The sequence below is a fragment of the Amycolatopsis sp. NPDC114478 genome (assembly GCF_055633805.1).
The window spans coordinates 143,640-170,323 of sequence record NZ_JBVKDO010000005.1 but is presented as its reverse complement, the minus strand read 5'-3'; the positions used below and the strand labels follow the sequence as shown (position 1 = coordinate 170,323).

Below are 26,684 nucleotides of genomic sequence, written 5' to 3'. Positions count from 1 at the left end.
CTGGCCGGGGCCGTCAGCGCTGGACGGCCTCGGCCAGCGCGAGCACCCGCCGCGCGTTGTCGACGTGCAGGTTCTCGATCATCCGGCCGTCCACGGTCACCACGCCGCGTCCCGCCGCGCGCGCCTCTTCGAAGGCCTCGATGATCCGCCGCGAGCGGTCGATCTCCTCCTCGGACGGGGCGAAGATCCGGTTGCACGGCTCGACCTGCGCCGGGTGGATGAGCGTCTTGCCGTCGAAGCCGTACTGCCGGCCCTGCTCGCACTCGGCTTCGAAGCCCTCGAGGTCCTTCACGTCGTTGTAGACGCCGTCGAGGATCACCTTGCCGGTGGCGCGCGCGGCCAGCAAGCACAGCGACAGCCCTCCGAGCAGCGGCCCGCGGCCCGGGACGAACTCCGCGTGCAGCTCCTTGGCCAGGTCGTTCGTGCCCATCACCAGCACGGTCAGCCGCTCGGAGGCCGCCGCGATCTCCTCGGCGTGCAGCATCGCGACCGGCGTCTCGACCATCGCCCAGATCTTCGTGCGCTCCGGCGCCCCGCCGAGCTCCAGCGCTCGCTCGATGTTGTGCACTTCGGCCGCCGAGTTCACCTTCGGGACGACGACCGCGGCCGGTCCCGCCGACGCGGCCGCGCGCAGGTCCGCGTCGTGCCACTCGGTGTCCAGGCCGTTGACCCGGATGGTCACTTCCCGCAAACCGTAGTTGCCCACGGCCGCGCAGACGCGTTCGCGCGCGGCTTCCTTGGCGTCAGGGGAGACGGCGTCCTCGAGGTCGAGGATCAGCGCGTCCGCCGGGATCGTCTTGGCCTTCTCCAGCGCTCTTTCGTTCGCGCCGGGCATGTAGAGGACAGAGCGTCGGGGCGTGGTCATCCGAGGATCTCCTTGGTGGCGGCGTCGTAGGCGGCCGCGAGTTCGGGGTCGTCGGCCGCGAGGGCGTCGGCCAGTTCGGCGACCACGCGGCACTGCTTCACCGACGCGTCGTCCTGCATCTTCCCGTCGATCATCACCGCGCCGGTGCCGTCGCCCATCTCGGCGATCACCCGGCGCGCCCAGGCCACATCGGACGGCGAAGGCGAGAAAACCTTCTTCGCGATGTCGATCTGCACGGGGTGCAGGCTCCACGCGCCGACGCAGCCGAGCAGGAACGCGTTGCGGAACTGGTCCTCGCACGCGACGACGTCGCGGATGTCCCCGAACGGCCCGTAGTACGGCAGGATCCCGTGCATCGCGCAGGCGTCCACCATCCGCGCGACCGTGTAGTGCCAGAGGTCCTGCTGGTAGGTCGTCCGGCCTTCGTTCAGGTCGTCGCCGGTCGGGTCGGTGCGCACGAGGTAGCCGGGGTGCCCGCCGCCGACGCGGGTCGTCTTCATCCGGCGGCTCGCGGCGAGGTCGGCGGGGCCGAGCGAGATGCCCTGCATGCGCGGGCTCGCGCCGGCGATCTCCTCCACGTTGGCCACTCCGCTGGCCGTCTCGAGGATCGCGTGCACCAGCAACGGCTTCGTCAGGCCGGCGCGCGCCTCGAGCTGGGCCAGCAGCCGGTCGACGTAGTGGATGTCCTGCGCGCCCTCGACCTTCGGCACCATGATCACGTCGAGCTTGTCGCCGATCTCGGTGACCAGCGTGACCAGGTCGTCGAGCACCCACGGCGAGTCGAGGCTGTTGACGCGCGTCCACAGCTGCGTCTTCCCGAAGTCGTTCGCCTTCGCGATCGAGACGAGCCCGGCGCGCGCGGCCTCCTTGCGGTCGGCGCGGACGGCGTCCTCGAGGTTCCCGAGCAGGACGTCGACCTTCTTCGCGATGTCCGGCACCTTGGCCGCCATCTTCTCGTTGCCCGGGTCGAAGAAGTGGATCATCCGGGACGGCGTCACCGGGATCTCCCGCACGGGAGCGGGCGCGCCCAGGGCGAGCGGGGCGAAGAAGTCCTTCGGGGAGCGCATCGGTCCTCCACGGCGACGACTAAGTGACTGATCGGTAACTTTAGTCGCGGGGCCGCGTCACCGCTGCGGCGCAAGTCACCGCCATGTGGGTGACGGCGGACAACCGCAGCTCAGCGGCCCGCGTCCACTGTGGATTTTCCCGGTATTGCGCCGAACGGGCTAGTCGGACCGGGTTTGCCGATTTCTGCCCCGGGTAGTCGGTTGGCACCGTTCCGTAGTGCCACTCACCCCGCGATCACTCGGTTGGCCGCACCGTTCGACCGAAGTCGGATGACCGCCTACCGACCGGTCATCGACCGCTGGGCGCCGCCGATCGCAGCCACTCGCACTACCCGGCGACGCCGCGCCGCCGCGCTGTTAGACAGGTTGGGTGCCGGTTTCCCCCGGTCACGAAGCGGTGCAGGTTAGAAGGAGGCGGACTCGTGGCGGCTACACCTCAGAACACCGAGCGCTCGACGGTCGCCGGTGGCGCGAAGCGCAGCCGGTCGATGCCGAGCCGCGTGGTGCCGCCGATCGAGCTCCCCGCGAGCGTCGACGAGCTCGCCCGCGCCGCCGCGGCCCAGCTGGGCTGGAACGGCGTCGTCCTCCCCGAGATCACGATCCTGGGCCGCAAGGTCTGCGTGGTCGCCAAGCTCCGCACCGACGTGCACGCCGAACGCATCGCGATGGGTGCCGGTCCGGTGGCCGACCGCGCCACCGTCGACACCTGGACCTGGCCGGAGCTGGCCGGAACCGCCCCCGCCCCGGCCGCCGAGATCGTCGGCGTCCTGGCCGTCGCGCGCCACTGGCGCACCGCGATGGCCTCCGCGGTTCCGTTCGCCCGCTACGGCGAGGCCGCGATGGTGCTCCCGTCGCCGGCCGTCCTCACCGAGGACTACGTCGGCAACTGCCTCCCGCGGGCCCGCGCGTACGGCCTCGCGGTCGTGACGGCCGACCCGAACGCGGTCGTCGACCTCGACCTCGAGGGCCGCACCGAGCGCGTCGTGCTCGCCGAGGACCCGGTCTCCCGCCTGGTGAACGAGCTGGTCTACGACCACCTGCTCCGGACCGCGGAGGCGCCCGCTTCGCACTAGGGTCGACTCATGCGAGTCGTCATTGCAGGTGGACACGGTAAGATCGCGCTGCGGCTCGAGCGGTTGCTCGCCGCGCGCGGTGACGAAGCGATCGGGATCATCCGGAAACCCGCTCACGCGGGGGATCTCGAGGCCGCCGGCGCCCAGGGCGTCGTGCTGGACCTGGAGAACTCCGATGTGGACGCCGTCGCCGAAGTCCTGAAGGGGGCCGACGCCGCGATCTTCGCGGCCGGCGCCGGGCCGGGCAGCGGCCCCGCCCGCAAGGACACTGTGGACCGGGGCGCCGCGGTGCTGCTCGCCGAAGCGGCCGAGCGGGCCGGGGTCCGGCGGCACATCCAGGTCAGTTCAATGGGGACCGACAACCCGGACAACCCCGACGTCAGCGAGGAGTTCCGCTACTACCTGCGTGCCAAGCGCGCGGCGGAAGACGACCTCAAGGCACGCGACCTCGACTGGACGATCCTCCGGCCCGGCCAGCTCACCGACGACCCCGGCACCGGCCTGGTCCTGCTGGCCGAGAAGACCGGCCGCGGTCAGGTGCCGCGCGACGACGTCGCGGCCGTGCTCGCCGGCCTGCTCGACGCGCCCGCGTCCGCGCGGCGCACCCTGGAACTGATTTCCGGCGAAACCGCGATCGACGAGGCGATTTCGGCACTGTGATCACCCAGGCATCGAGAGAAATCGCCGTCTTCAGCGGCAGCGCGCACCCCGAGCTGGCCGAGGAGATCTGCAAACACCTGGGCGTGCCGTTGCGCCCGGTCGAGATCCGGCGGTTCGCGAACGACTGCCTCGAGGTCCAGCTGCAGGCGAACTGCCGCGAGCGGGACGTCTTCATCATCCAGCCGCTGGTCAAGCCGGTGCAGGAGCACCTGGTCGAGCTGCTGCTGATGCTCGACGCGGCGCGCGGCGCGTCGGCGTCCCGCATCACCGCGGTCATGCCGCACTACTCGTACGCGCGCTCGGACAAGAAGGACGCGCCGCGCATCTCCATCGGCGGCCGCCTGGTCGCCGACCTGCTGACCACGGCGGGCGCGAACCGCGTCCTCGCGATGACGCTGCACTCGCCCCAGGTCCACGGCTTCTTCAGCGTCCCGGTCGACCACCTGCACGCGCTGCAGGAGCTGGCCAAGCACTTCCGCGAGTACGACCTTTCGCGCACCACGGTCGTCTCGCCCGACCTGGGCAACGCGAAGGAGGCGTCGCACTTCGCGCGGCTCCTCGGCGCCCAGGTCGCAGCCGGCGCGAAGGAGCGCTTCCCCGACGACCGCGTCCAGATCACGTCGGTCATCGGCGAGATCACCGGCCGCGACGTGATCGTGCTGGACGACGAGATCGCCAAGGGCAGCACGGTGCTCGAACTGCTCGACCGGCTGGCCGAGCTGAAGCCCCGCTCGATCCGGGTGGCGTGCACGCACGGCCTGTTCGCGGCGAACGCCATCGAGCGCATCGGCAGCCGCCCGGAGGTGCTGGAGATCGTCTGCACCAACACGGTCCCGGTCCCCGAAGAAGAGCGCACGGAGAAGCTGAAGATCCTCTCGATCGCCCCGGCGATGGCCGAAGCGATCCGCCGCATCCACAACGGCGAATCGGTGTCGGCGTTGTTCTAGGCCGGGCCGAGCACGCGGTCCAGGTAGGTGTTCGTGAAGACGCCGTTCGGGTCGGTTTCCTTGCGCACGCGCAGGAAGTCGTCGAAGTGCGGGTAGCGCGAGCGGAGGACACCGGCGTCGAGGTCGTGCATCTTGCCCCAGTGCGGGCGGCCGCCGACCGCGCCGGCGATCTTCTCGAACGCGCTGAAGTACTCGCGGTACGGCATGCCGACGAACTGGTGGATGGCGATGTAGGCGGAGTCGCGGCCCTGCGCGGTCGACAGCCAGATGTCGTCGGCCGCGGCGACGCGCACCTCGACCGGGAACATCACCGGGTCCTTCAGCGTCGGCACTACCGCGCGTAGTTCGGCGAGCACGTCGAGCACTGATTCACGTGGAACAGCGTATTCCGTTTCGGTGAAACGGACATTGCGCGCCGTGACGAAGACGCGGTGGGAGACGTCGCTGTACTCGCGCGCGGAGAGGACGTTCGACGCGAAGCTGCCGAGCGACGGCACGAGCCGCGGCATCAGCCGGCCGGTGCGGCAGAGTCCGCCGAACGCGACGTTCTCCATGATCCGGTAGTCCACGAACTCGCGGACCTTGCTCAGCGGCTCGGCCGTCTCGCACCGGTTGTTGCGCTTGACCAGCGCGTTCTTGCCGTAGGGGAACCAGTAGAACTCGAAGTGCTCGTTCTGGTCGGCGAAGTCGTGGAAGCCCTCGAGGACCTGCTCCAGCGGCTCCGGCCGTTCCTGCGCGCGCAAGTAGAAGGACTTTTCACAGCGCAGGGTCACGGTGGTGATCACGCCGAGCGCGCCGAGGCCGACGCGGGCGGCGGAGAAGAGGTCGGGCTTTTCGTCGGCCGAGCAGGTGACGACCGAGCCGTCCGCGAGGACCAGCTCCAGTGCGACGATCTGCGTGGCGATGCCGCCGAGGCGCGCGCCGGTGCCGTGCGTGCCGGTGGAAATCGCGCCGGCGATGGTCTGCGCGTCGATGTCGCCGAGGTTGGTCATGGCCAGCCCGAGCGCGTCGAGCTCGGCGTTGAGCTGCTTGAGCGTGGTGCCCGAGCGGACGGTGACGTGCCCGGCTTCCAGGTCGACGCGCTCGATGCCGGTCCAGTGGCGCAGGTCGAGCGCGTCGGAGTCGGCGACCGCGATCGCGGTGAACGAGTGCCCGCTGCCCCAGGGCCGCACGGTCCGGCCGGCCGCGGCGACGCCTTCGACGGCCGCCGCGATCTCGGCCGCGCTGCGCGGCTGGTGAACGTGCTGCGGCGACGCGGACGCCGTGCCCGCCCAGTTGGTCCACCGGGTCATGCGCGCACCCTCCATCGGTCGAGTGCCCGAAACAGTATGTGAACGGTATTCGCGTTTCAAGCCTTCGTGTCGTACTTTAGACCTCGTGACCAGTGCGACGGTGTACGACTTGGCGACCAAGGACCTCGATCCACCCTTGGCCGTGGTCGACTTGGCGGCGTTCGACGCGAACGCCGACGACCTCCGCCGCCGCGCGGCGGGCAAGCCGATCCGGGTGGTCAGCAAGTCGGTCCGCTGCCGGGCGTTGCTGGAGCGCGTGCTCGCGATGCCGGGCTTCGAAGGCCTGATGTGCTACTCGCTGGCGGAAGCGATCTGGCACGCGGAGCTGGGCACGACGGATGACATCGTCGTCGCCTACCCGACGGCCGACCACGAGGCCCTGCGCCGCCTGGCCGCATCCGAAAAAGCCCGCGCGGCGATCACGATCATGGTCGATTCGCCGGCGCACCTGGACCTGGTCGACGCGGCCCTCGGCCACGGCCACCCGGAGATCCGCGTCTGCCTGGAGCTGGACGCGTCGTGGCGCCCCCTGCCGGGAGTCCACGTCGGCACGCGGCGTTCCCCGATCTTCACACCGAAGCAGGCCGCGACGTTCGCCCAGCAAGTCTTGGCCCGCCCGGGTTTCCGCCTGGTGGGCGTGATGGCGTACGAGGGCCAGATAGCGGGCCTCGGCGACGCGGCGGGCGCGCGCCTGAACCAGCTGGTGATCGGCTGGATGCAGCGTCGTTCGGCGGCGGAGCTGAACCGCCGCCGCGGCGAGGCGGTCCGCGCGGTCCAGGCGGTGACGCCGCTGGAGTTCGTCAACGGCGGAGGCACCGGAAGCATCGAGTCAACGGGCGCGGACGCGGTGGTCACGGAGATCGCGGCGGGCTCGGGCTTGATCGGCCCGACGCTGTTCGACGGCTACACGAAGTTCAGCCCCCGCCCGGCAGCGTTGTTCGCGCTACCGGTGGTCCGCCGCCCGACGCGCAAGATCGCCACGCTGTTTTCGGGCGGCTACATCGCTTCGGGTCCAGCGGGGGATTCGCGAGTCCCGAAGCCGTACTTGCCGACAGGCTTGAAGCTGCTGGGCTTCGAAGGTGCGGGCGAAGTCCAGACGCCGGTAACAGGCCGAGCGGCGCGAACCTTGCAGCTGGGCGACCGGGTGTGGTTGCGGCACGCGAAGGCGGGGGAGCTGGCGGAGCGGTTCACGCAGTACCACTTGGTGATGGGCGACCGGGTGGAGCGAACGGTCCCGACGTACCGAGGCGAGCACCAGAACTTCGGCTAGCGAACGAACTCGCCCTTCGCCGGAAGCCCGACACCGAGCCGCCGCTCGACAGCCGCCCAGCCGACGGCCGGAGGCCGAGCACCTGCGCCAACTCGGTGACCGCTGCCCCCACTTGATCCTCGTCCCGCACCATGGCGCGCCGCACCGCATCGGCGGGCATCCAAGGCAGGCCGGCTGACTCAGGCGTCGAACTCCGCCTTGCGCCGAGCGAGGTAGGCAGGCCAGTCGGCTCGCGCGGCGATCACGTCGTCGATGGAGAGCTTGATGACCGCACAGCCACTGAGCGAGCACGCCCGCGGCGAGGTGGCGTCGATCAGCGAGATGCCACCGATCTCATCACCGTCGTCGATGTACGTGCACAGCACCGGGTGGAACGAGCAGTCTTCGTAGATGTCGCCGGGCCGGATCTCCCCGGGCTGATCCCGGCCGGCGCCGGAAGATTCCTCCACGGCGGCCACCTTCCGTTCGTCAAGGCTCGCGGTCTGCAGCGGCCCCGTCCTTAAGCCCCAGGTTCGCCACAAGCCATGGTCGCCGTCTCGCGGTCCGGCAGTCAATCGCCGCCTCCAAGACCATGCCCATCCGACCCCCGCCGGCCAGGCCCACACGCAGCCCACCCTCCCCGGGGGAACCCCCACATCCAGTCTATCGGCGCCCACCGACAGCCCGGCCCAAAACACCCGGGTTGTCCACAGCTGTGCATACCTGTGGACAACTTCTGTGGACAGCTACGAACGCTCTCCGAACCGCGCCGCCAAATACCCCTTCACCACGTACTTCGCCTCGGCGACGATCTTCTCGTCCCCCCGAGGCTCCTTCCGGAACGCCAGCTTCAGCAGCGCGTCGGCCACTTCGTTGGCGATGCCGATCGCGAACCTCAGGTCCTCCACCGGCCGGTCCACCTGGGTGGCGACCAGGTCCGTCAGCGAATCCACGATCACCGCGTTGTTGTCGCGCGTCTCGTCCAGCAGCTGGCGGTCGATGATGTCGCCGAAGTGGACCTTCGAAAAGCCCGGTACTGACCGGTGCATCTCCAGGTAGATGTCGAGGATCGAGTCCACGACGTCCCACCAGTGCTCCGGCCCCAGCTGCTTCAGGCGCTCGTTCACCGCGCCTACGAACCGCTCGAGGTTCCGGGCCGTAAGCGCTTGCACGACCGCTCGCTTGTCCGGGAAGAACTGGTACAGCGAACCGACCGCCACGCCCGCTCGTTTGGCGATCAGGGTTGTCGTCAGTGCGTCGTAACCGAGTTCGTCGATCAGCGCCGCGCTCGCGTCGAGCATCTGCTCGACTCGCTTCGCGCTGCGCTGCTGGACCGGCTGACGGCGCAAGGGGGTGGCTTCTGCCGGCACCTTCGCGGCCTGGATGTCGGACACGGCACTCCTCCTCGTCTGATCTGGGACTTTATCGTGCCGACGGGCTTCCCCACGGACGAGTGAAGACCTAGTATATGAGAACTTTTCATGTTCACCCGTACGGGTGGCCTGACGAAGGGGTCAGCACCGGTGCAGAACCCGATCTTCCCGCCCGATTTCCTCTGGGGTGTCTCCACTTCGGCGTTCCAGATCGAAGGCGCCACCAGCGAAGGCGGGCGCGGACCGTCCATCTGGGACACATTCTCCGCGACCGAGGGCAAGATCGCCCGCGGGGAAAAAGCGAACGTAGCCGCCGATCACTACCACCGCTACCCCGAAGACATCGCGCTGATGGCGGAACTCGGCGTCGGCGCCTATCGGATGTCCATCGCCTGGCCGCGGATCCAGCCCACCGGCACCGGTGCGCCCAACCCCGACGGCCTCGGCTTCTACGACAAGCTCATCGACGCCGTCTGCGAGGCCGGCATCGCTCCCGTCGTCACGCTCTACCACTGGGACACCCCGCAGGCGGTCGAAGACGACGGCGGCTGGCTCTCCCGCACGACCGCTGAGCGCTTTGCCGAGTACGCCCACATCCTCGGAGAGCGCTTCGCCGACCGGGTGAAACTGTGGATTCCGCTCAACGAGCCCATGGTCATGTCCATCTTCGGCTACGGCATCGGCGAGTACGCGCCGGGCCAGACGCTCCTGCTCGACGCCATCCCGACCGCGCACCACCAGAACCTCGCGCACGGCCTCGCCGTCCAAGCCCTCCGCGCGGCCGGCGCGACGAGCGTCGGCACCGCCAACAACCACTCGCCGATCTGGCCGGCTGACGAAAGTGACCACGACGCCGCCGAATGGCTCGACGCCCTGCTCAACCGCCTCTTCGCCGACCCCGTGCTGCTCGGCAGCTACCCCGAGCAGCTCCACGCGCACCTCCCCGCCGGGTTCGCCGACGACCTGCCCACCATCGCGCAGCCGCTCGACTTCTACGGCGTCAACTACTACGAGCCCCAAGGCGTCGCGAAGCCCGGGCCGGGCAACCCGCTGCCCTTCGAACTCCGCCCGATCGAGGGCTACCCGATGACGACGAACGACTCGCCGATCGTCCCGCACGCCCTGCGCGAGCTGCTGCTCGACTTCCACCGGCGCTACCGCGACAAGCTGCCGCCCATCCAGATCACCGAAAACGGCTGCAGCTTCGCCGACGTCGTCGCCGAGGACGGCGGCGTGCACGACCCCGAGCGGATCGACTTCCTGCACAGCCACCTCGTCGCCGTGCGCGAGGCGATGGACGCCGGTGTCGATGTCCGGGGTTACTTCTGCTGGTCCCTGATGGACAATTTCGAGTGGTCCAAGGGGTACGCGCCGCGCTTCGGCCTGGTGCACGTCGATTACGAAACCCTCCGGCGCACGCCGAAGGACTCGTTCCACTGGTACCGGAAGCTGGTGCGCGATGAGCAGTGAGACGACCGAGGCGACCGGTGTGCCGGAAGCCCTCGCCGAGCCCGTGGTGCGGGTGCGGCCCGGCTGGATGAGCCTGCTGTTCTTCGCGAACATCGCGCTATGGCTGGGCATCTACGCGCCGATCCAGGTGCTGCTGCCCCAGCAGGCCGAACTGCTCGACCAGGCGAACAAGGAGTTCGTCCTGGGCCTGGTGATGGGCGTCGGCGCGGTCGTCGCGCTGATCGTCAACCCGGCCGTCGGGCTGCTGTCCGACCGGACGTGCTCGCGCTTCGGCCGCCGCCACCCGTGGACGGTGATCGGCGCCGCCGTCGCGGCCGTCGGACTGCTGGTGCTGGCGTTCGCGCCGAACGTCGCGATCCTGATCGTCGGCTGGTGCCTGGTGCAGGCGGGGCTCAACGGCATGCTCGCCACGCTGATGTCCGCCATCGCCGACCGCGTCCCGGTCGGGCAGCGCGCGCAGGTCGGCGGGCTCGTCGGGATCGCGCAGATGCTCGGCACGGTGCTCGGCGCGATCGTGGTCGTCGTGATGCTCGGCATCGCCGGGATCCCGCTGGCCTACGCGGTTTGCGCGGTCATCGTCGTCGCCGGCGCCGCGTTCTTCGTCCTCCGGACGCCGGACGCGCGCCTGCCGGTCGAGTTCCGGCCGTCGTCCCAGGTGGGCGAGGTCCTGCGCAACCTCTGGGTCTCGCCGCGGCGGCACCCGGACTTCGCGTGGGCCTGGTCGTGCCACTTCATGATCAACCTCGGCAACGCGTTCGGGACGCTCTACTTGCTCTTCTTCCTCAAGGACGCGGTGCACTACGCCGACCCGGACACGGGCCTGCTCATCATGATGGGGCTCTACGGCGTCGCGCTCGTCATCGGCGCCGTGCTCGCCGGGCACTTCTCCGACAAGTCCGGACGGCGTAAGCCGTACGTCCTTGCGGCCTCCGGTGTGATGGCATTGGCCGCTTTGCTGCTGGTCGTCTGGCAGAGCTGGCCGGTCGCCCTCGCCGCGTCGCCGCTGCTGGGCGTCGGCTTCGGTGCGTACATGGCGGTCGCGCTCGCGATGCTGACGCAGGTGCTCCCGACGGCGCAGGACCGCGCGAAGGACCTGGGCGTCATCAACATCGCCAACTCGCTGCCGCAGGTGGTCGCTCCGCTGCTGACGCCGCTGGTGCTGGCCTACCTGGGTGGGTATCCCGGCCTCTTCGCGGCTTCGGCCGTCGCGACGCTGCTGGCCGCGGTGCTCGTGCTGCGGGTGAAGGCGGTCCGTTAGAACTTCAAGTGGAACCGCGGGCCGGTGCCGGTCGGGGGAGGGGAGTGCAACGGCACCGGCCCGCGGAATTCGAGGGCCGCACAGCTTCGGATCAACAGTGCGGCGGATCGTGTCGAGGCGAACCAGTGGTCCAGGCCTCTCGATGATCAATCTAGCGGGGGATTACGGCGTGGGCTAGGCCTAACGCGTATTTTTTTCGATTAATCGCGGTGGGGACCGGGTGGTGCGGCCGAGGACTGGTTCGCGCTGCTCGGGGGTGCGGGCGAAACAGTCCCCGGCCCGGGCGAGAGCCGGCGCGGGTCCGATGGGGCGATCGGCCGGCCGCACTCGCCGGATCAGGGGCGGATCGGGTCAGAGCGGGAACGCGGGGTGCCGGATCGGCCTCGGGTCGTCATCGCGGGAGGTGGCGACGACCCGGGTGGATCAGGCGGTGACCGCTCGGCGCGGGTTCACCAGCGCGTGGCGCCCGGTGGTCTCGGCCGCGCTCGGCGCCGGGACACCGCGGTCCTGCGTCGGCACCGGGCTCTTGCGACGCCCGTGGAGCCGGCTCGCCGGAGCCTGCTGCTGCGGGGCCAGACCGCCCGCCACCAGGTGTTCGTGCGCGACCTGCCAGACCGAGCACGGCGCCTTGCAGCGGTGCCACCGGGTCGAGCAGGTGGGGCAGTCGCCGCGCTCGTCGGGCTCGTGCATCTTCAGCATCGCGCGCCACGCCTCCGTCAAGCGGGGCAGTTCGGAACGCGCGACCGAGACGAGCGACTGGGCGTCGGCGCGGTTCGCCAGGTCGGTCAGCATGTCGAGGCGCTCCCAGACCGCGTTGCGGAGGACCTGCCCGAGTACCTGATCCATGTCAGCTCACCGTTACCTTTCCGCCATCTTGGCGGCTTCGTTGAGCGCGGCGCGCAGCTGTCCGAGCTGGCCGGACGTCAACCGCGCGGTCTCACCGGGGGGCGAGACCAGTACCACCTGGTTGTCCTCGACGAACACCGTCACCGCGCGCTCGCGGCTGATGAGGTCGCCGCACTGCACGCGCCACACCAGCTGACCGCCTTCGTAGTGGCGGACGCTCGCGGTGCGGGGGTCCACCGCCGCGGCGGGGGTGACCGGTCGGACAGCGGAGATCGGAGAGACCGCCGGCCGCACGGCGCGGGTCGCCGTACCGGCATGTCCCCCTGCGAACGAGTCCACGAACTCCACGCCCTTCTCCGCTCTGTCGTCCGTCTTCGGATCCGTCGGGCTCCGAAGATGCCTTCTGCAACATCTCTTTGTCACAACACTGCGGTTTTCGTAGCTCTCCGTGATCGCTGCCGGTGTCCGGGCGGTGACGGAGATCTGACAACTACAGTGAGGTGAAACCGGGTGCGATAGAAGGTCGAAATGGCGTCATAGCGGTGACCGGACCGGGTTCCACGGTAAGCGGTCAACGGACTTCGCCCGGACCGATCAGGGCACCAGTTCGGCTGTTCACACGGTTCCGCAGGTTTGCCTACGCTGTTTCACAGACGCCCGACCGGACAGTGGAGGGGGCGCGATGGACGCCAGTAACGGTGGCAGTGCCGACGCCCGGCAGAGCCACGCAGTTCCCGCTGACGCGTGGGAGCAGCCGGAGATGAGAGCGGCTCTCGCCTCCCGCGAGATCAGCGCCGTCTACCGCCTCTTGCGCAAGCACGGTGTCTCGCAGCGCCAGATCGCCGCGATGACCGGCCAGTCCCAGTCCGAGGTGTCGGAGATCCTCAAGGGTCGCCAGGTCATGGCCTACGACGTCCTCACGCGGATCGCCGACGGCCTGGGTGTCCCACGTGGATACATGGGCCTCGCCTACGACGAGGCCACGGCGATACGCGTCGTCGGCTCCGCCGACGGCCAGCAGGCTGAGGAGGACGAGTCCGTGAAGCGACGGAGGTTCCTCGCGCACGCCGCCCAGGTCACGATGGGTGCGGCGGTGTTCGGTCCGGAATCGGGCACCTGGTCGGCCGGGCCGGCGAGGACGCCCGCGCCCGGGCGAATCGGCATGACCGACGTGCGCCAGGTGGAGGCCGCGACGCGCGCGCTCCGCGCGCTGGACTACCAGTACGGCGGCGGGTTCTGCCGCGACGCCGTCGTGGCGCAGCTGTCCTGGGGACAGCAGATGCTCGAGGCGCACGGCACCGACATCGTCAAGAACCGCCTGTACGTGGCGCTCGCCGACCTGCACTCGCTGGCCGGCTGGACGTCCTTCGACACCGGCCTGATGGACTCCGCCCGCGGCCACTTCGCGAACGCGCTGGACCTGGCCAAGCAGGGCGAGAACCACCCGCTCGTCGCCAACGTCCTCTACCGGATGGGCCGCGTCTACCTGCACCAGGACGCCCCGAACGACGCGCTGAAGCTGTTCCAGCTGGGCCAGATCGCCGCCCAGGAAAGCGGTTCCGAGCTGGCCGTCTCCGTGCTCTGCGCGAACGAGGCCTGGGCCTACGCGATGATGGGCAACGAAGAGCAGGCGGTGAAGCTGCTCGGCCGGAGCAAGGACGAGTTCGAGCGCGCCAACCTGGCCGAGGCCGAGTCCTGGGTGAAGTTCTTCACCGAGACCGACGTCTACGCCATGGTCGGCACCGTCCACACGGTCCTCGCGCAGCAGAACGCCGAGCACACGAAGTACGCCATCCCGGCGCTGACCAGGGCCGTCGAGTCCTACGACGACGAAATGGCCCGCTCCAAGACCTTCATGCTCAGCGCGCTGGCCACCAACCACCTGCTCGACGGCGACCTCGACCACGGCGCGAAGGTCGGCGGCAAGGCCATCGACTGCGCCGAGGGCATCAAGTCCGAGCGGGTCAAGGACCGCATGCGGCCCCTGCAGGACGAGGCCGAGCGCCGCCGCAACAACGCCGACGCGCGTGACCTCGCCGACCGCCTCAACGCTTTCTACGCCGCCTGACGCCGAAGGGGCCGAGACCGTCTTGGACGGCCGGTTCACCTCCGGCAAGCTGCGTGGCGTGCTCGCCGCGACCTGCGCGCAACTGGGCCTCGACCCGGCCGGCGCGCGGCTCCTGCGGTTCACCAACAACGCCGTGTACGCGCTGGTCACGGCGCCGTTCGTGATCCGGATCGTCGGCTCGACCCAGCTGCGGCACCGCGTCGGCACGGTGGTCCGGGTGGCTCGGCACTTCGAACGCCACGGCGTCCCCGCGATCCGGCTGCTCGACACCGTCGAGCAGCCGATGGCGGTCGACGGGCACCTCGTGACCGTGTGGCACCAGGTGCCGAGCATCGGCCGGCCCGCGACGTCGGCCGACCTGGCCCGGCTGCTGTGCCAGGTGCACGCGCTGCCGGCGCCCGACGGCCTCGCCGAGTGGGCGCCGTTCGCCGCGGTGCGGGCCCGGGTGTCCGACGCCGAGGAGCTCGGCGCCACCGATCGCGCGTTCCTGCTCGACCGCTGCGCCGAGCTCGAAGCCGCGCTGGCCGAGCTGGAGTTCCCGCTGCCCAGGGGCTTGGTCCACGGCGACGCGTACCCCGGCAACGTCATCCCCGGCCCCGACGGGCCGGTGCTTTGCGACTTCGATTCCTCGTGCGTCGGCCCGCCGGAGTGGGACCTGACGCCGCTGGCGGTCGGCCGCGAGCGGTTCGGTGACCCGCCGGTGCACTACCGGACGTTCGCCGCGGCGTACGGCTTCGACGTGACTTCGTGGTCCGGGTTCGCCGTGCTCCGGGGGATCCGCGAGCTGAAGCTGACGACGAGCGTGCTGCCGATCCTGCGCAGCCGTCCGCAGGTGCGGCCCGAGCTGTTCCGCCGTCTGGACGACCTCCGCAACGGCCGGACGGACGCACGCTGGACGCGTTACCGCTGAGCCACGTCTGTCACTTCATGTGACCGGGGCCACAGATTGCACGTGCATTCGCCGACTGCAGATGACCGTTCGTCGCTTGCGAAATGCGGTCAGCTCTGGGTAGAAAGTTCGGCCCGACCGGTCGCCTCCAATGGTCTACTCGTCATCCCAATGCGCAAGTTGCAGCTACGCGGCGTGACCTGACACCGGGTTTTACCTGCGGGGAAGGGCTTTCAGGACGCGACGACCGGCGCCCGCGTCAGCACCACCGCGAAACCGAACGCCAAACCCATCACGGTCAGCTCGAGTGTCGCCCACGCGGCGAGCGCCGTCCGGTTGTGCCGGACGATCTGCGGCATCAGCCGGAAGCGGGTGTACGCGCCGAGCAGCGCGATGACGCCGGTGCAGAGGAACTTCAGGACGAACAGCTGCCCGTACGGCGTCGTGAAGATCGCCGCCCAGAAGCCGATGGTCGGGTTGAGCGAGATCTCGACGAGCCCGTTGAACAGCCCGGTCGCCGCGGAGAGGATCAGGCAGAGCGTCGCAAGCTTCGAGAACCGGGGCAGCGCATGCGCCAGCAGCGTCCGGTTCGCGACGAGGAGCACGGTCATCGCGCCGAGGCCGCCCGTCCAGGCCACCGCGCTCATGACGTGCAGCTCCATCGAGATCATCGTGTAGTCGTGGTAGTTCCAGTTCGACGCGTGCCCGGTGACCGGCAGCGGCAGCAGCGCGAACAGGCCGAGCCCGACGCGGACCTCGGCGGGCACCTTCTCGCCGAAGCGCAGCGCCAGCGCGCCGATCCCGGCGTGCCCGAGCGCGAGCACGGCGACGATGACGAGCGCCTTGCCCGCGCCGACGTCGGCGATGTACTTGCCGATGTCCCCGGCGGTGAGCGTCGACGAGCCGGGCTTGTACTCCGCGGTCTGCAGGATCAGCGCGACGACCGCGGCCGTCGCCCAGACCAGCGCGGCCGCGACGCCGGCCGGGCGGGCCAGCCGCAGGATCGGCTCGGTCAGCTTCGGCCGGTCGTAGCCGACGAGCACCGACAGCAGCGCGAGGCCGATGGTCGTGACCGCGGCGAGGTCGAGCAGGACCCGCACGACCGGGATGCCGGCCGAGACCACCGCGCTCGGCTCCACGACACCGGGGACCGGGGTGGTGGACATGAGCGCGACGCCGATCAGGGCGCCGAGCAAGCCCGCCGTCACGACGCAGAGCAGCGTCGAATAGCGGGGTTTCGCGGTGGTCTCGGCCTGGGTCATCAGTTCTTCTCTTCCACCGACCGGCCCGAGCGCAGGGCCACGGTCAGCCCGATCGCCAGCAGCACGACGGCGCCGGCGATCCAGACCCAGATCGGCACCCCGGTCGAGCCGGACTGCGGTGCCGCCTGCGACGAGCTGCCCGGCGACTTCGCCGCGTCGACGGTCGCCGGCGTGCCGGTGCCCGCCGCGGTCAGGGTGAAGGAGAGCTCACCGGTCACCGGGTGGCCGTCCGCGGACAGCACCCGGTAGCCGACGGTGTACTTGCCCGCCGGGCCGAGCGGCCGCAGTGGCGCGCTGATGACGTTGTTCACCACGCTGATCGGGCCCTCGGCCCACTGGCCGCCGCCGGGTCCGGTCACCGCGATCTGGTTGACGTCCGCGCCCTGCACGTACTGGTCGAACGTCAGGCTGATCTTCTGCGGGCCGGCGGGGACGGACGAGCCGTTCGCCGGGTCCGAGGAGATCAGCACGTTGTGCGCCAGCGCCGGGGTGGCCGTGCCGAGCACGGCCACCACCGTCAACGCCAGCGCGACGAGCACACCGCGCATTTAGCTGTTGCCTCCCGACTTGGCCGTGGCCTTGCGGGCCCGGATGGTCGCGCCGGCCCCGACGCCGAGGCCGATGGCGCCCACGAGCAGGCCGGCCCCGCCGAGCCAGCGGGCCGTGCTGTCCGACGTCGCCGCCGCGGCTTCAGTGTGCTCCCCGGTGGTGGACGCCGTGTTCGCGCCCATCGCGGCCTGGTCGCCGTCACCGTCGCCCGCGACCTTGGCGGCCAGCTTGACGGTCGGTGCCGGGTGCTCCGGCTCCTGGCCACCGGCCGGGGTCGGCTGGTTCCAGTCGACGACCTTGCCGTCGCTGTAGGTCTGGTGCGCCGGGAACTCGACCTCGTCCACGTTGGTCGGCAGCGGGCCGAAGCTCACCGAGAACTCCTGGTAGTCGGTGGCCTTCAGCTCGTTGCCCGGCTGCGCGGTCCAGGTCACCGCCGTGACGGCTTCGGTGATCTTCGTGCCGTCGTCCTTGGTGACCGGGGTGGGCAGCTTGGACTTGGTCACCTCGGCGGTCCAGCCGGGCAGCGGCTTGGTCCGCACGCTGCCGATGCCGTAGTCGGCCTTGAAGTCGACGGCGACCTTGGTGGTCATCGTGGTCGGCTCTTCGCTCGGCACGCGGAACACGATCGCGGCGTAGCCGCCCTTCGTCGGCTGCGAGCCGTAGACGTTGGCGGTGACGTGCGCGGAGGCGACGCCCGCGCCGAGGAGACCGGCGACACCGACCGTGGCGGCGAGGAAACCGGCGCGCTTGAAGACGTGCTGGGACATGGGTTCACTCCTGATGAACTCAAGGAAAGGCAGCGGACTCGGGGTCCGCTGTAAGGGGGATGAGCTGGGTTTCAGGAGTGGACGGGCGGGCCGCGCCGCCCGCGGATCCGGCGCAGGTCGACGCCGACGAGGTGCCCCGGCGCCGCGGTGCGGGCGGGGACGAGGGCGGGGGCCGCGGCCGGCACCGGCAGCGGGGTCAGCAGACGCGGCAGGATCGCGCGCAGCACGGCCAGGACCGTCAGCAGCGTCGCGTCCGCGCGGGCGAGCAGGAGCGCGGTGACGAGGGTGGCGACCGAGTGCGCGGCCACCATGCCGAGCCCGGAGCTGCCGGGCATCGCGTACATGTCGTGGTGGCCGGTGAGCGTGGTGAGCAGCAGGTGCATCACGAGCTGGGCGGCGCCGAGCAGCGTGATCGTGGCGACCGGGCCGCGCGCCTTGCGGGCCAGCGCGGTCGCAGTCCAGCCGAAGAGGCCGCTGAGCAGCACGGTCATCGCCGGGTCGGGCAGGCCGCCGTCGGCGAGCCGGTGCGCGGTCACGGACAGCGCCGCGGCGGACACGGCGAGCAATGCACCCCGGGTAGCACCGAGCACGGCGGGACGCCGTGCCGGAACGCTCATGAGGAGCAGCCTAAGGGACCTTTCCCCGGGTGAGCGTGTGATCCCGTGAAGTGAGCACACACCGAGTTCACGGACCACGCCACGCCGTGGTTCAGGTCATTTGTTGCCGATCACGCCCGTCAAGGCCAAGGTGGGCGGAACCGGTGGGCCGAAACGGGGGTTTGGACCGGCCAGGAGCTGGGTACTGAGCCGTCGGTCAGGAACTAGCCCGTTCGGGTGAAGACCCTGCACAAGGGGCGGGAGAGCGGACACGGATGAACCTCTTCGACTACATCTCCGACCGGGCGAGCAAGCTCTGGCTGGAGGCCTACCTGCACACCAGCATGGTGGTGCAGTGCACGATCCTCGCCGCGGTCCTCGGCGTGCTGATCGGGGTCGCGGTCTACCGCAGCCCGGTCGGCTCGGCGGTGGCCACGGCGCTGGCGAGCACGATCTTGACGGTCCCGTCGTTCGCCCTCCTGGGCCTGCTGATCCCGATTTCGGGGCTCGGTCCGACGACGGCCGTGATCGCGCTGGTGCTCTACGGCCTGCTGCCGATCGTCCGGAACACGATCGTCGGGCTCGACGGCGTCGACCCGGCGATCACCGACGCCGCGCGCGGCATCGGGATGAGCCGCTTCGGCGTGCTGACCCGGGTCGAGCTGCGGCTGGCGTGGCCCGCGATCCTCACCGGCATGCGCGTGGCCACGCAGATGCTGATGGGCATCGCGGTGATCGCCGCCTACGCGAAGGGCCCCGGCTTCGGCGCCGAGGTTTTTTCCGGGCTCACGAACGCGGGGAGCACGAACTCCCTGAACCAAGCCGTCACCGGCACGGTCGGGGTCGTCATCCTCGCCCTGCTGCTCGACGGCGTCTACGTCCTGATCAAGCGCTTCACCATTTCTAGGGGTGTCCGTGGCTGAGAACGAGGAAGTCTCCGGCGTCGAGATCGAGCTGGAGCACGTGACCAAGCGGTACCCCGGCACCCGCGAAGCGGCCGTCGACGACTTCTCGATGGTCGTGCCCGCGGGCAAGATCGTCGTCTTCGTCGGCCCGTCCGGCTGCGGCAAGACCACGACCATGCGGATGATCAACCGGCTGGTCCAGCCGACCTCCGGCAAGATCACCATCGGCGGCGAGGACGCGCTCAAGCTCGACGTCGACACCCTGCGCCGCCGGACCGGCTACGCCATCCAGCAGGCCGGGCTGTTCCCGCACTTCACCGTGGCGCAGAACATCGCGGTCGTGCCCGGCCTGCTCGGCTGGGACAAGAAGAAGGTCAACGACCGGGTCGAAGAGATGATGGACCTGGTCGGGCTCGACCCGGCCGACTTCCGCGACCGCTTCCCGCGCCAGCTCTCCGGCGGGCAGCAGCAGCGCGTCGGCGTCGCGCGGGCGCTCGCCGCGGACCCGCCGGTGTTGCTGATGGACGAGCCGTTCGGCGCGGTCGACCCGATCACCCGCGGCAACCTGCAGGACGAGCTGCTGCGCCTGCAGGGCGAGCTGAAGAAGACGATCGTGTTCGTCACGCACGACTTCGACGAGGCCGTGAAGCTCGGCGACAAGATCGCGGTGCTCGGCAACCAGTCGTCGATCATGCAGTACGACACGCCCGAGGCGATCCTGGCCAACCCGGCCAACGACACGGTCGCCGGCTTCGTCGGCGCGGGCGCGTCGCTGAAGCAGCTGACGCTGCTGCGGGTCCGGGACGTCGAGCTGGCGCAGGACGCGCTGACCGCGACGGTCGACGACGACCCGGCCGAGATCCGCAAGAAGCTCGAAGACCAGCGCAAGCACTTCGCGCTGGTCCTGGACGCGCGCCGCCGCCCGACGCGCTGGGTGCACGTCCGCGACCTGACGCCCGGGGCGTCGCTGGCCACCGCCGGCAAGCCGCTGCGGGACATCGTCAGCCTGCAGTCGACGCTGCAGGACGCGCTCGAGGCGATGCTCGCCGAAGGCGGCTCGGTGCCGGTGACCGGCGCGCGCGGCGAGTACGCGGGCACCATCCAGCTGGACACCGTGATCGCGACCATCCAGCAGCTGCGCGAGGAGCACACGAACGGCGAAGAGGTGTCCGCATGACGGCTGCCGTCGATACCGGTTTCAGCACCGAGTCCGGCTCCAAGCGCGCGGAACGCGTCCGGCTGTTCGCCCAGCCCATCGTGGTGCTGGTGATCGTCGCGGTGACGCTGATCTGGGTGTTCTCCAGCGGGCTGAACGCGACGGAGAAGGAGACGCTCAACGCGTCGTCGCTGCTGACCGCGCTGTGGGACCACGTGCTGATGACGCTCGTGGTGACGGCGATCGTCGTGCTGGTCGCCGTGCCGCTCGGCGTGATCGTGACGCGGCCGTGGGCGCGCTTCCTCGCGCCGGTCTTCCTGGCGATCGCCAACATCGGCCAGGCCGCGCCCGCGCTCGGCGTGCTGGTGCTGTGGTTCATCGTCACCGGCGCGGTCGGCGGGCTGTGGGTGGCGGCGCTGCCGCTGGCCTTCTACTCGCTGCTGCCGGTGCTGCGGAACACGATGGTCGGTATCCAGCAGGTCGACCCGGCCCTGATCGACGCGGGCCGCGGCATCGGGATGTCGGCGTCCGCGGTGCTGTGGCGGGTCGAGCTGCCGCTCGCCGTCCCGCTGATCCTGGCCGGCCTGCGCACGTCGCTCGTCCTGGCGGTCGGCACGGCGACGTTCGGCATGTTCGTCAACGCCGGCGGGTTCGGGCTGCTGATCGACACCGGCTACAAGCTGAACCTGACCTCGGTGCTGGTGACCGGCTCGGTGCTGGCCGTCGCGCTGGCGCTGCTGGTGGACTGGCTGGGCGCGGTCGCCGAACAGTACTTCGGACCGAAGGGGCTGCGATGAAACTCCGGCGACTGACTGCCGCTTTCGGGGTGGCCGTGCTGGGCGCGACGCTCTCGGCGTGCGGCCTGACGGTCAACCAGGCGGTGCCCTACGACATCCAGCCGGGCACGATCCAGCCGATCCCGTCGCTGCAGGGCCTGAAGATCACGGTGGGGTCGAAGGACTTCACCGAGAACATCATCCTGGCCTACATGTCCGAGATGGCGCTGTCCGCGGCGGGCGCGGACGTCGTCGACCTGTCGGACATCAAGGGGTCCAACTCGTCGCGGCAGGCGCTGCTGTCCGGCCAGACCGACGTCACGTGGGAGTACACGGGCACGGGCTGGATCAACTACCAGGGCAACGAGCTCCCAGTACCCGGCGGCGAGAAGGCCCAGTACGAGGCGACGGCCAAGGCGGACGAGGAGAAGTTCGGCGTCACGTGGCTGAACTACTCGCCGCTGAACGACCAGTACGCGTTCGCCGTGACCGAGGAGTACGGCGCGAAGAACAACCTGAAGACGACGTCGGACCTCGCGGCGTTCCTCAAGCAGAAGCCGGACCAGAACGTGTTCTGCCTGGAGACGGAGTTCACCAGCCGGCAGGACGGCTTCCCGGCCGCGGTGAAGGCCTACGGCTTCCAGAACCCGAAGATCGAGAACTTCGGCATCGGCACGATCTACTCGGCGGTGGCCGGCGGCACCTGCCCGGTCGGCGAGGTGTTCACCACCGACGGCCGGATCTCCGGGCTGAACCTGCGGGTGCTCGAGGACGACAAGAAGGCGTTCCCGCAGTACAACGCGGCCCCGACGCTGCGCACGGAGTGGCTGAAGCAGCACCCGGACGTCCGCGGGCCGCTGGAGAAGATCGCCGCGGCGCTCGACAACCAGCAGATGGTCGAGCTGTGCAAGCAGGTCGACGTCGACGGCCAGGACGCGGGCAAGGTCGCCCACGACTGGATGGTCAAGAAGGGCTTCGTGAAGTAGCCCGCGGGGGCGCCCCCCGTTTTCTACGCTACCGGCCGGCACCGACAGTCTCGCGGTGCCGGCCGGTGCCGTCAGATCCCGAGCCGGTGCAGCAGCTGGCCTTCCAGCCGCTCCAGTTCGCCGGCCACCGCGCGGTGCACGGCCTTGCGCCGCGCCGCCGGCATCCGCTCCGCCGCGCGCACCGACGCCGACAGCTGCTCCAGCGTGCTCAGCGAGTCCGTCACGAACTCCTGGTCCGCCTTCGACGCCTTCTCCGACTTCTGCAGGTCGCGGCAGCCGTCGGCGAGCCCCGCGATCCGGGCGTGCAGAGCCGCGCCGCGGCCGGTGTACTCGCCCAGCCGGTCGACCGAGACCCCCAGCTTGCGCGCCTGGTAGCGGTCGTACGCGTCCCGCGCGGCGCCCGCCGCGCGCACCGCGAACGGCGCGACCACCGGGATCACCGCCGGCCCGAGCACCTTCGCCACCGCGATCGCGTTCTTCGCCTTCTTGGGGGTGAACCTGGCTTCACCCTCGACCTTGGCCTTGCGCGCCATGGCACCTCCTGCGACGTGTCGACGTCGAACTTACTGGTAGCCAGGGTGGCGGGCATGTCGGCTCGGCGGTGGGAATCTAGAGTGATCTCCATGCAGGGTGAGGTGGTACTCGACGCGGGCGCGGTCAGCCGCTGCCGTCGTCGCGTGCACCTGGAGCACGACCCGACGATGCGCGAGGTACCGCTTTCCCCGCCGGACCCCACGGCGCAGCAGCGGATCGCCGACGCCACCGCCCACCGCGAGGACATCGTCAGCAGGCTGATGGCGGCCAATCCCGGCCACTGGGTGAAGATCGACCGCGACCTGCCCGCCCACGAACGCGTCGAGCTGACCGAGCAGGCCTTCGCCGCTGAAGCGCAGTACGTCTGGGGTGCGCTGTTCCCGGTCGACGCGGCCGGGCACCGGCGCGGCGGCGTCGACCTGCTCGTGCGCACCGGCCGCGGGTACGTCCCGGTGCTCGTCGTGCGCCACCGGATCTCCGACCGCGGTGCCGGAGCCATCGTCACGGAGCTGACCGACCTCGACCCGGCGCACCGCAAGGCCGACGACGGCCGCAAGGTCCGGTCGCAGCCGCGCGACCAGCTCCGGCTCGTGCACACCCGCCGCATGCTGCAGACGCTCGGCCAGGCCGACGAGAGCCTCGCCCTCGGCGGCGTCATCGGCCTCGACGCCGACGTCGTCGTCTGGCACGACCTCACCGCGGGCACCTGGCCGGGCGGGCGCAGCGCGCTCACCGAGTACCAGGTCCGGTTCGCCGACCGGCTCGCCATCGCGACGGCGGCCGCGAACGGCGAGGAGCCGCTGGCCGAGCCGTCGCGCGTGCTGGAGTGCCGCCGCTGCCCGTGGTGGCCGACGTGCGAGGTGGTGCTCACCGAGACCCGCGACGTCAGCCTCGTCGTCCGCGGCGAGGACGCGGTGGAGCTGCGCCGCGCCGGCGTGTCCACTGTGGACAAGCTGGCCGCGCTCGATCCGACGGGCGAGCCGCCGGCGGTGAACTGGACGGGCGTGACGTTCCCGGACGCGGTAGTCCTCGCCCGCGCCTGGCTGGCCGACCTGACGCTGGTGCGCCGCGTCGACCGCGTCGAGGTCCCGCGCGCCGACGTCGAGGTCGACGTCGACATGGAGAGCTTCGGCGACGCCGGCGCGTACCTCTGGGGCTGCCTGCTCACGGGCGCCGACATCGGTGTCGCGCCGGGCTACCGCGCTTTCGCGACGTGGGATCCGCTGCCGACCGACGACGAGGCTCGGTCCTTCGCCGAGTTCTGGGCGTGGCTCACCGACGTCCGCGAGCGCACCGAAGCGGCCGGCCTGACCTTCCGCGCGTACTGCTACAACGCGCTGGCCGAGAACCGCTGGCTCTTCGGCTCGGTCGAGCGCTTCGGCGACCACCCGGGCATTCCCACGAAGAAGGAAATCCAGTCCTTTGTGGACTCGGATGAGTGGGTCGACCTCTTCCGCAGCGTCACCGACCAGTTCCTGTGCTCCCAGGGCAAGGGCTTGAAGGTGATCGCCCCGGTGGCGGGCTTCTCGTGGCGCGACCCGGAGGCGGGCGGCGAGGCATCGATGCGCTGGTACCGCGACGCGGTCGGCATGGACGGCGAGACCCCGGACGCAACGCAGCGCGAGCGGCTGCTGCGCTACAACGAGGACGACGTCCTGGCGACCCACGCGCTGCGCGAGTGGATCGACGCCCGGGCGCAGGCCGAAGTGCCGTACATGTTCGATCTCTGAGTAGTTCATCAACTAAGACACTTGCCTGCTGGCACGTCTTGCGTATACTCGTCTGCGAGTACTCGTGAACGAGGAGTTCGGGATGAAGCGGCGGAAGGTCGGCAACCTGCTGGGTCTGGCCGTGCTGTCCGCCGTGGTCGAGCGGCCCATGCACCCGTACGAGATGGCCGCGGTGCTCAAGCAGCGCGGCAAGGACGCGGATCTGCCGATCAAGTGGGGTTCGCTCTACACGGTCGTCGCGAACCTCGAGAAGCACGGGTTCCTGGAGGCGGTCGAAAGCGTGCGTGACGGCGGACGGCCCGAGCGGACCGTCTACCGGATCACGCCTGCCGGGCACGCGGAGATGGAGGACTGGGTCGGCGAGCTCGTCGGCACGCTCGACCGTGAGCCGCCGCGCTTCAAGGCCGGACTGTCGCTGATGGGCGTGCTCGGCCCGGACCAGACGGTGAGCCTGCTGCGGCAACGAGCCCAGGACCTCGAAGAACGCGCCGCGGGGCAGCGCGCGAGCCTCGAGCAGCTGCGCGCGGTGCTGCCACGGGTCTTCCTCGTCGAGGTCGAATACGACCTCGCGATGACGGAGGCGGAGGCGCGCTGGGTCCGCGGCTTCCTCGAAGAACTGACCAGCGGCACCCTGCCGGGCGTTGAACCCTGGCGCCGCTGGTACGAGACTGGCGAATTCCCCGACGACCTGGGGGAGTTCGTGGAGAAATAGCACGGACCCCGGGAGGTGCTGGCACACCGCCCGGGGTCCTCGACCCCGAACCGAGCACGCCCGGCCCCGAGGTGGCACCACGAGGATAACCGGGCGGCTCTCCGGTTCGGTTCACCCGAAGAGGAGAGACTCATGGAGACCACCCGCAAGCACAAGGTTCCCGAGATGGAGGGCTTCCAGGCCCGCTGGTACGCCAAGAACCGCGGCACGGAGGCCCAGCTCGCGCAGTACCGGCGCCAAGCGGCCGAGCTCACGGCGGGGTGGCCGGACGGTGCCGAGGTCCTGGAGGTCGCTCCCGGGCCCGGCTTCTTCGCCGTCGAGCTGGCGAAGCGCGGCTTCCGCGTCATCGGGCTGGACATCAGCCACACGATGGTCGAGATCGCCCGGGAAAACGGCGCGGGCCTGGAGGTCGACTTCCGGCAGGGCGACATCACGCACGCGCCCTTCGACGCGGAGTCGTTCGACTTCCTCGTCTGCCAGGCCGCGTTCAAGAACTTCCGGCAGCCGGTCGCGGCGCTGAACGAGATGCACCGGGTGCTGCGCCCGGGCGGGTTCGCCGTGATCCACGACCTGAACCACGAGGCCACCGCCGCGGACATCGGGCGCGAGGTCGCCGGGATGAACGTCGGCGCGGTCGCCGGGTTCACCACTCGGCAGGCGCTGGGGTGGCTGCGGCGCAGGGCGTTCACCCGGGAGCAGTTCGAGGCGTTGGCCGCCGAAAGCGCTTTCGGCGGCTGCTCGGTGACGACCGACGGCATCGGCCTGGAGGTCCGCCTGACCCGCTGACCCGACGGGGCGGCACTTTCCTGGGGGAAGTGCCGCCCTCCGGCGTCAGCGCGGGGCCATCCGGAGCGAACCGTCCATGCGGACGACCTCGCCGTTCAGGTAGTCGTGGTCGATGAGCGACAGCGCGAGCTGCGCGTACTCGTCCGGCCGCGCGAGGCGCTTCGGGAACGGGATGCCGGCGGCGAGCGTCGCGCGGAACTCCTCGCTGACCGTGGCCAGCATCGGGGTGTCGACGATGCCCGGCGCGATGGTCAGCACGCGGATGCCGTGCGAGGCCAGGTCGCGGGCCGCGGGGAGCGTCATGCCGACGACGCCGCCCTTGGACGACGAGTAGGCGACCTGCCCGATCTGGCCGTCGAACGCGGCGATGGACGCGGTGTTGATGATGACGCCCCGGGCGTCGTCCTCGAGCGGCTCGGTCTTCGCGATCGCTTCGGCCGCGACGGTCAGCACGTTGAACGTCCCGACCAGGTTGATCTGGATGACCTTCGCGTACAGCGCGAGGTCGTGGCGGCCCTTCTTGGACAGGATCCGCGCGGACGGCCCGATGCCGGCGCAGTTCACCACGGTCCGCAGCGGCACCCCGGAGCCGGACGCGGTCGCGACGGCGGCCTCGACCTGCTCGACGTCGGTGACGTCAGCCTCGACGTAGGTGATGCCGTCGACCTGCTCGGCCTTCTCGATGGACGGCGCCAGGTCGAGCGCGAACACCCGCGCGCCCTTGGCCGCGAGGGCCTTCGCCGTCGCCCCGCCGAGGCCGGACGCGCCCCCGGTGACGAGCGCCGCGGTGTCGGTGATCTGCATCTGTGCCGTTCCCTTCGTGGTCCGATTCGCCGACTCAGGTTAACGCTCGTTCGCACGCGGGGTT

The 26,684-nt window shown here is 70.3% G+C and carries 28 protein-coding genes; 15 read left to right on the top strand and 13 right to left on the bottom strand.

The window, feature by feature from the left end:
* Nucleotides 1-13: 13 nt before the first annotated feature.
* Together ACZ7OH_RS16740 and ACZ7OH_RS16735 are read right to left on the bottom strand one after the other, a co-directional pair.
* Entirely contained in the window at nt 14-865 is an 852-nt protein-coding gene (locus tag ACZ7OH_RS16740) for an HpcH/HpaI aldolase/citrate lyase family protein (RefSeq protein WP_470281592.1), read from the bottom strand.
* Entirely contained in the window at nt 862-1,932 is a 1,071-nt protein-coding gene (locus tag ACZ7OH_RS16735; RefSeq protein ID WP_400901779.1) for an HpcH/HpaI aldolase/citrate lyase family protein, read from the bottom strand. Before ACZ7OH_RS16735 ends, ACZ7OH_RS16740 begins: the two co-directional genes overlap by 4 nt.
* Before the next feature lie 422 nt (nt 1,933-2,354).
* Between ACZ7OH_RS16735 and ACZ7OH_RS16730 the strand changes: the two genes are divergently transcribed.
* Genes ACZ7OH_RS16730 through ACZ7OH_RS16720 form a run of 3 tightly spaced genes read left to right on the top strand, consistent with a single transcriptional unit; the run spans nt 2,355 to nt 4,612 of the window.
* A complete protein-coding gene (locus ACZ7OH_RS16730) occupies nt 2,355-3,005 on the top strand; it encodes a hypothetical protein (protein WP_310968275.1) in 651 nt (216 codons plus the stop codon).
* 9 nt (nt 3,006-3,014) lie between these two features.
* The gene (locus tag ACZ7OH_RS16725) at nt 3,015-3,665 is read left to right on the top strand and encodes an NAD(P)H-binding protein (RefSeq protein WP_470281591.1); all 651 of its coding nucleotides are present in this window, start codon (nt 3,015-3,017) and stop codon (nt 3,663-3,665) included.
* Nucleotides 3,662-4,612 carry a ribose-phosphate diphosphokinase gene (locus tag ACZ7OH_RS16720; protein WP_470281590.1) on the top strand — a complete coding sequence of 317 codons (951 nt, stop codon included), beginning with the start codon at nt 3,662-3,664 and terminating at the stop codon, nt 4,610-4,612. Before ACZ7OH_RS16725 ends, ACZ7OH_RS16720 begins: the two co-directional genes overlap by 4 nt.
* Here the strand turns inward: ACZ7OH_RS16720 and ACZ7OH_RS16715 are convergent.
* Entirely contained in the window at nt 4,609-5,904 is a 1,296-nt protein-coding gene (locus ACZ7OH_RS16715; protein ID WP_470281589.1) for a D-arabinono-1,4-lactone oxidase, read from the bottom strand. The two genes, ACZ7OH_RS16720 and ACZ7OH_RS16715, sit on opposite strands and share 4 nt — an antisense overlap.
* Before the next feature lie 85 nt (nt 5,905-5,989).
* Between ACZ7OH_RS16715 and ACZ7OH_RS16710 the strand changes: the two genes are divergently transcribed.
* Nucleotides 5,990-7,174 carry an amino acid deaminase/aldolase gene (locus ACZ7OH_RS16710; protein WP_470281588.1) on the top strand — a complete coding sequence of 395 codons (1,185 nt, stop codon included), beginning with the start codon at nt 5,990-5,992 and terminating at the stop codon, nt 7,172-7,174.
* A gap of 179 nt (nt 7,175-7,353) precedes the next feature.
* Here ACZ7OH_RS16710 and ACZ7OH_RS16705 read toward each other — a convergent pair whose 3' ends face one another.
* Both ACZ7OH_RS16705 and ACZ7OH_RS16700 read right to left on the bottom strand, forming a co-directional pair.
* Entirely contained in the window at nt 7,354-7,623 is a 270-nt protein-coding gene (locus ACZ7OH_RS16705) for a hypothetical protein (RefSeq protein WP_470281587.1), read from the bottom strand.
* Nucleotides 7,624-7,899: 276 nt separating this feature from the next.
* Entirely contained in the window at nt 7,900-8,547 is a 648-nt protein-coding gene (locus tag ACZ7OH_RS16700) for a TetR/AcrR family transcriptional regulator (RefSeq protein WP_372667627.1), read from the bottom strand.
* A 129-nt stretch (nt 8,548-8,676) separates the two neighbouring features.
* Between ACZ7OH_RS16700 and ACZ7OH_RS16695 the strand changes: the two genes are divergently transcribed.
* Complete coding sequence (locus tag ACZ7OH_RS16695) at nt 8,677-9,996, top strand: GH1 family beta-glucosidase (protein WP_470281855.1); 1,320 nt, start codon at nt 8,677-8,679, stop codon at nt 9,994-9,996.
* Nucleotides 9,986-11,254 (top strand): MFS transporter, encoded by a 1,269-nt coding sequence (locus ACZ7OH_RS16690; RefSeq protein ID WP_470281586.1) that lies wholly within the window; start codon nt 9,986-9,988, stop codon nt 11,252-11,254. The genes ACZ7OH_RS16695 and ACZ7OH_RS16690 overlap by 11 nt, the downstream gene beginning before the upstream one ends.
* A 423-nt stretch (nt 11,255-11,677) precedes the next feature.
* Here the strand turns inward: ACZ7OH_RS16690 and ACZ7OH_RS16685 are convergent, their stop codons facing one another.
* Together ACZ7OH_RS16685 and ACZ7OH_RS16680 are read right to left on the bottom strand one after the other, a co-directional pair.
* On the bottom strand, nt 11,678-12,100 hold the full coding sequence (locus tag ACZ7OH_RS16685; RefSeq protein WP_400901765.1) for a hypothetical protein: 423 nt from the start codon (nt 12,098-12,100) through the stop codon (nt 11,678-11,680).
* Nucleotides 12,101-12,112: 12 nt separating this feature from the next.
* A complete protein-coding gene (locus tag ACZ7OH_RS16680; RefSeq protein ID WP_086675046.1) occupies nt 12,113-12,448 on the bottom strand; it encodes a hypothetical protein in 336 nt (111 codons plus the stop codon).
* 334 nt (nt 12,449-12,782) lie between these two features.
* On the opposite strand from ACZ7OH_RS16680, the gene ACZ7OH_RS16675 reads away from it, so the two are divergent.
* Together ACZ7OH_RS16675 and ACZ7OH_RS16670 are read left to right on the top strand one after the other, a co-directional pair.
* A complete protein-coding gene (locus tag ACZ7OH_RS16675) occupies nt 12,783-14,168 on the top strand; it encodes a tetratricopeptide repeat protein (protein WP_400901763.1) in 1,386 nt (461 codons plus the stop codon).
* Nucleotides 14,169-14,190: 22 nt separating this feature from the next.
* Complete coding sequence (locus ACZ7OH_RS16670; RefSeq protein WP_470281585.1) at nt 14,191-15,078, top strand: phosphotransferase family protein; 888 nt, start codon at nt 14,191-14,193, stop codon at nt 15,076-15,078.
* A gap of 212 nt (nt 15,079-15,290) precedes the next feature.
* Here ACZ7OH_RS16670 and ACZ7OH_RS16665 read toward each other — a convergent pair whose 3' ends face one another.
* From ACZ7OH_RS16665 to ACZ7OH_RS16650, 4 genes are all read right to left on the bottom strand, one after another.
* A complete protein-coding gene (locus tag ACZ7OH_RS16665; protein WP_470281584.1) occupies nt 15,291-16,319 on the bottom strand; it encodes a copper resistance D family protein in 1,029 nt (342 codons plus the stop codon).
* Nucleotides 16,319-16,867: a copper resistance CopC family protein gene (locus ACZ7OH_RS16660; RefSeq protein ID WP_470281583.1), complete on the bottom strand. Its 549-nt coding sequence runs from the start codon at nt 16,865-16,867 to the stop codon at nt 16,319-16,321. Before ACZ7OH_RS16660 ends, ACZ7OH_RS16665 begins: the two co-directional genes overlap by 1 nt.
* Nucleotides 16,868-17,635: a YcnI family copper-binding membrane protein gene (locus ACZ7OH_RS16655; protein WP_470281582.1), complete on the bottom strand. Its 768-nt coding sequence runs from the start codon at nt 17,633-17,635 to the stop codon at nt 16,868-16,870.
* 71 nt (nt 17,636-17,706) lie between these two features.
* The gene (locus ACZ7OH_RS16650; RefSeq protein ID WP_470281854.1) at nt 17,707-18,201 is read right to left on the bottom strand and encodes a hypothetical protein; all 495 of its coding nucleotides are present in this window, start codon (nt 18,199-18,201) and stop codon (nt 17,707-17,709) included.
* 305 nt (nt 18,202-18,506) lie between these two features.
* Between ACZ7OH_RS16650 and ACZ7OH_RS16645 the strand changes: the two genes are divergently transcribed.
* Genes ACZ7OH_RS16645 through ACZ7OH_RS16630 form a run of 4 tightly spaced genes read left to right on the top strand, consistent with a single transcriptional unit; the run spans nt 18,507 to nt 22,054 of the window.
* Entirely contained in the window at nt 18,507-19,154 is a 648-nt protein-coding gene (locus ACZ7OH_RS16645) for an ABC transporter permease (RefSeq protein WP_400901753.1), read from the top strand.
* A complete protein-coding gene (locus ACZ7OH_RS16640) occupies nt 19,147-20,313 on the top strand; it encodes an ATP-binding cassette domain-containing protein (RefSeq protein ID WP_400901752.1) in 1,167 nt (388 codons plus the stop codon). The genes ACZ7OH_RS16645 and ACZ7OH_RS16640 overlap by 8 nt, the downstream gene beginning before the upstream one ends.
* Nucleotides 20,310-21,089, top strand: a complete 780-nt coding sequence (locus ACZ7OH_RS16635) for an ABC transporter permease (RefSeq protein WP_400901751.1) — start codon at nt 20,310-20,312, stop codon at nt 21,087-21,089. Before ACZ7OH_RS16640 ends, ACZ7OH_RS16635 begins: the two co-directional genes overlap by 4 nt.
* The gene (locus tag ACZ7OH_RS16630; protein WP_470281581.1) at nt 21,086-22,054 is read left to right on the top strand and encodes a glycine betaine ABC transporter substrate-binding protein; all 969 of its coding nucleotides are present in this window, start codon (nt 21,086-21,088) and stop codon (nt 22,052-22,054) included. Before ACZ7OH_RS16635 ends, ACZ7OH_RS16630 begins: the two co-directional genes overlap by 4 nt.
* 71 nt (nt 22,055-22,125) lie before the next feature.
* Here ACZ7OH_RS16630 and ACZ7OH_RS16625 read toward each other — a convergent pair whose 3' ends face one another.
* Nucleotides 22,126-22,587 (bottom strand): DUF6474 family protein, encoded by a 462-nt coding sequence (locus ACZ7OH_RS16625; protein WP_400901747.1) that lies wholly within the window; start codon nt 22,585-22,587, stop codon nt 22,126-22,128.
* 90 nt (nt 22,588-22,677) lie between these two features.
* Here ACZ7OH_RS16625 and ACZ7OH_RS16620 point away from each other — a divergent pair, with 90 nt between their 5' ends.
* The 3 genes from ACZ7OH_RS16620 to ACZ7OH_RS16610 all read left to right on the top strand — a co-directional run bounded on the left by ACZ7OH_RS16620 (nt 22,678) and on the right by ACZ7OH_RS16610 (nt 25,816).
* Nucleotides 22,678-24,318: a TM0106 family RecB-like putative nuclease gene (locus ACZ7OH_RS16620; protein WP_470281580.1), complete on the top strand. Its 1,641-nt coding sequence runs from the start codon at nt 22,678-22,680 to the stop codon at nt 24,316-24,318.
* Nucleotides 24,319-24,400: 82 nt separating this feature from the next.
* Nucleotides 24,401-25,030 (top strand): PadR family transcriptional regulator, encoded by a 630-nt coding sequence (locus tag ACZ7OH_RS16615; protein WP_470281579.1) that lies wholly within the window; start codon nt 24,401-24,403, stop codon nt 25,028-25,030.
* A 132-nt stretch (nt 25,031-25,162) separates the two neighbouring features.
* Nucleotides 25,163-25,816 carry a class I SAM-dependent methyltransferase gene (locus tag ACZ7OH_RS16610; RefSeq protein ID WP_470281578.1) on the top strand — a complete coding sequence of 218 codons (654 nt, stop codon included), beginning with the start codon at nt 25,163-25,165 and terminating at the stop codon, nt 25,814-25,816.
* Nucleotides 25,817-25,861: 45 nt separating this feature from the next.
* Here ACZ7OH_RS16610 and ACZ7OH_RS16605 read toward each other — a convergent pair whose 3' ends face one another.
* Nucleotides 25,862-26,620: an SDR family NAD(P)-dependent oxidoreductase gene (locus ACZ7OH_RS16605; RefSeq protein WP_470281577.1), complete on the bottom strand. Its 759-nt coding sequence runs from the start codon at nt 26,618-26,620 to the stop codon at nt 25,862-25,864.
* Nucleotides 26,621-26,684 lie beyond the last annotated feature (64 nt).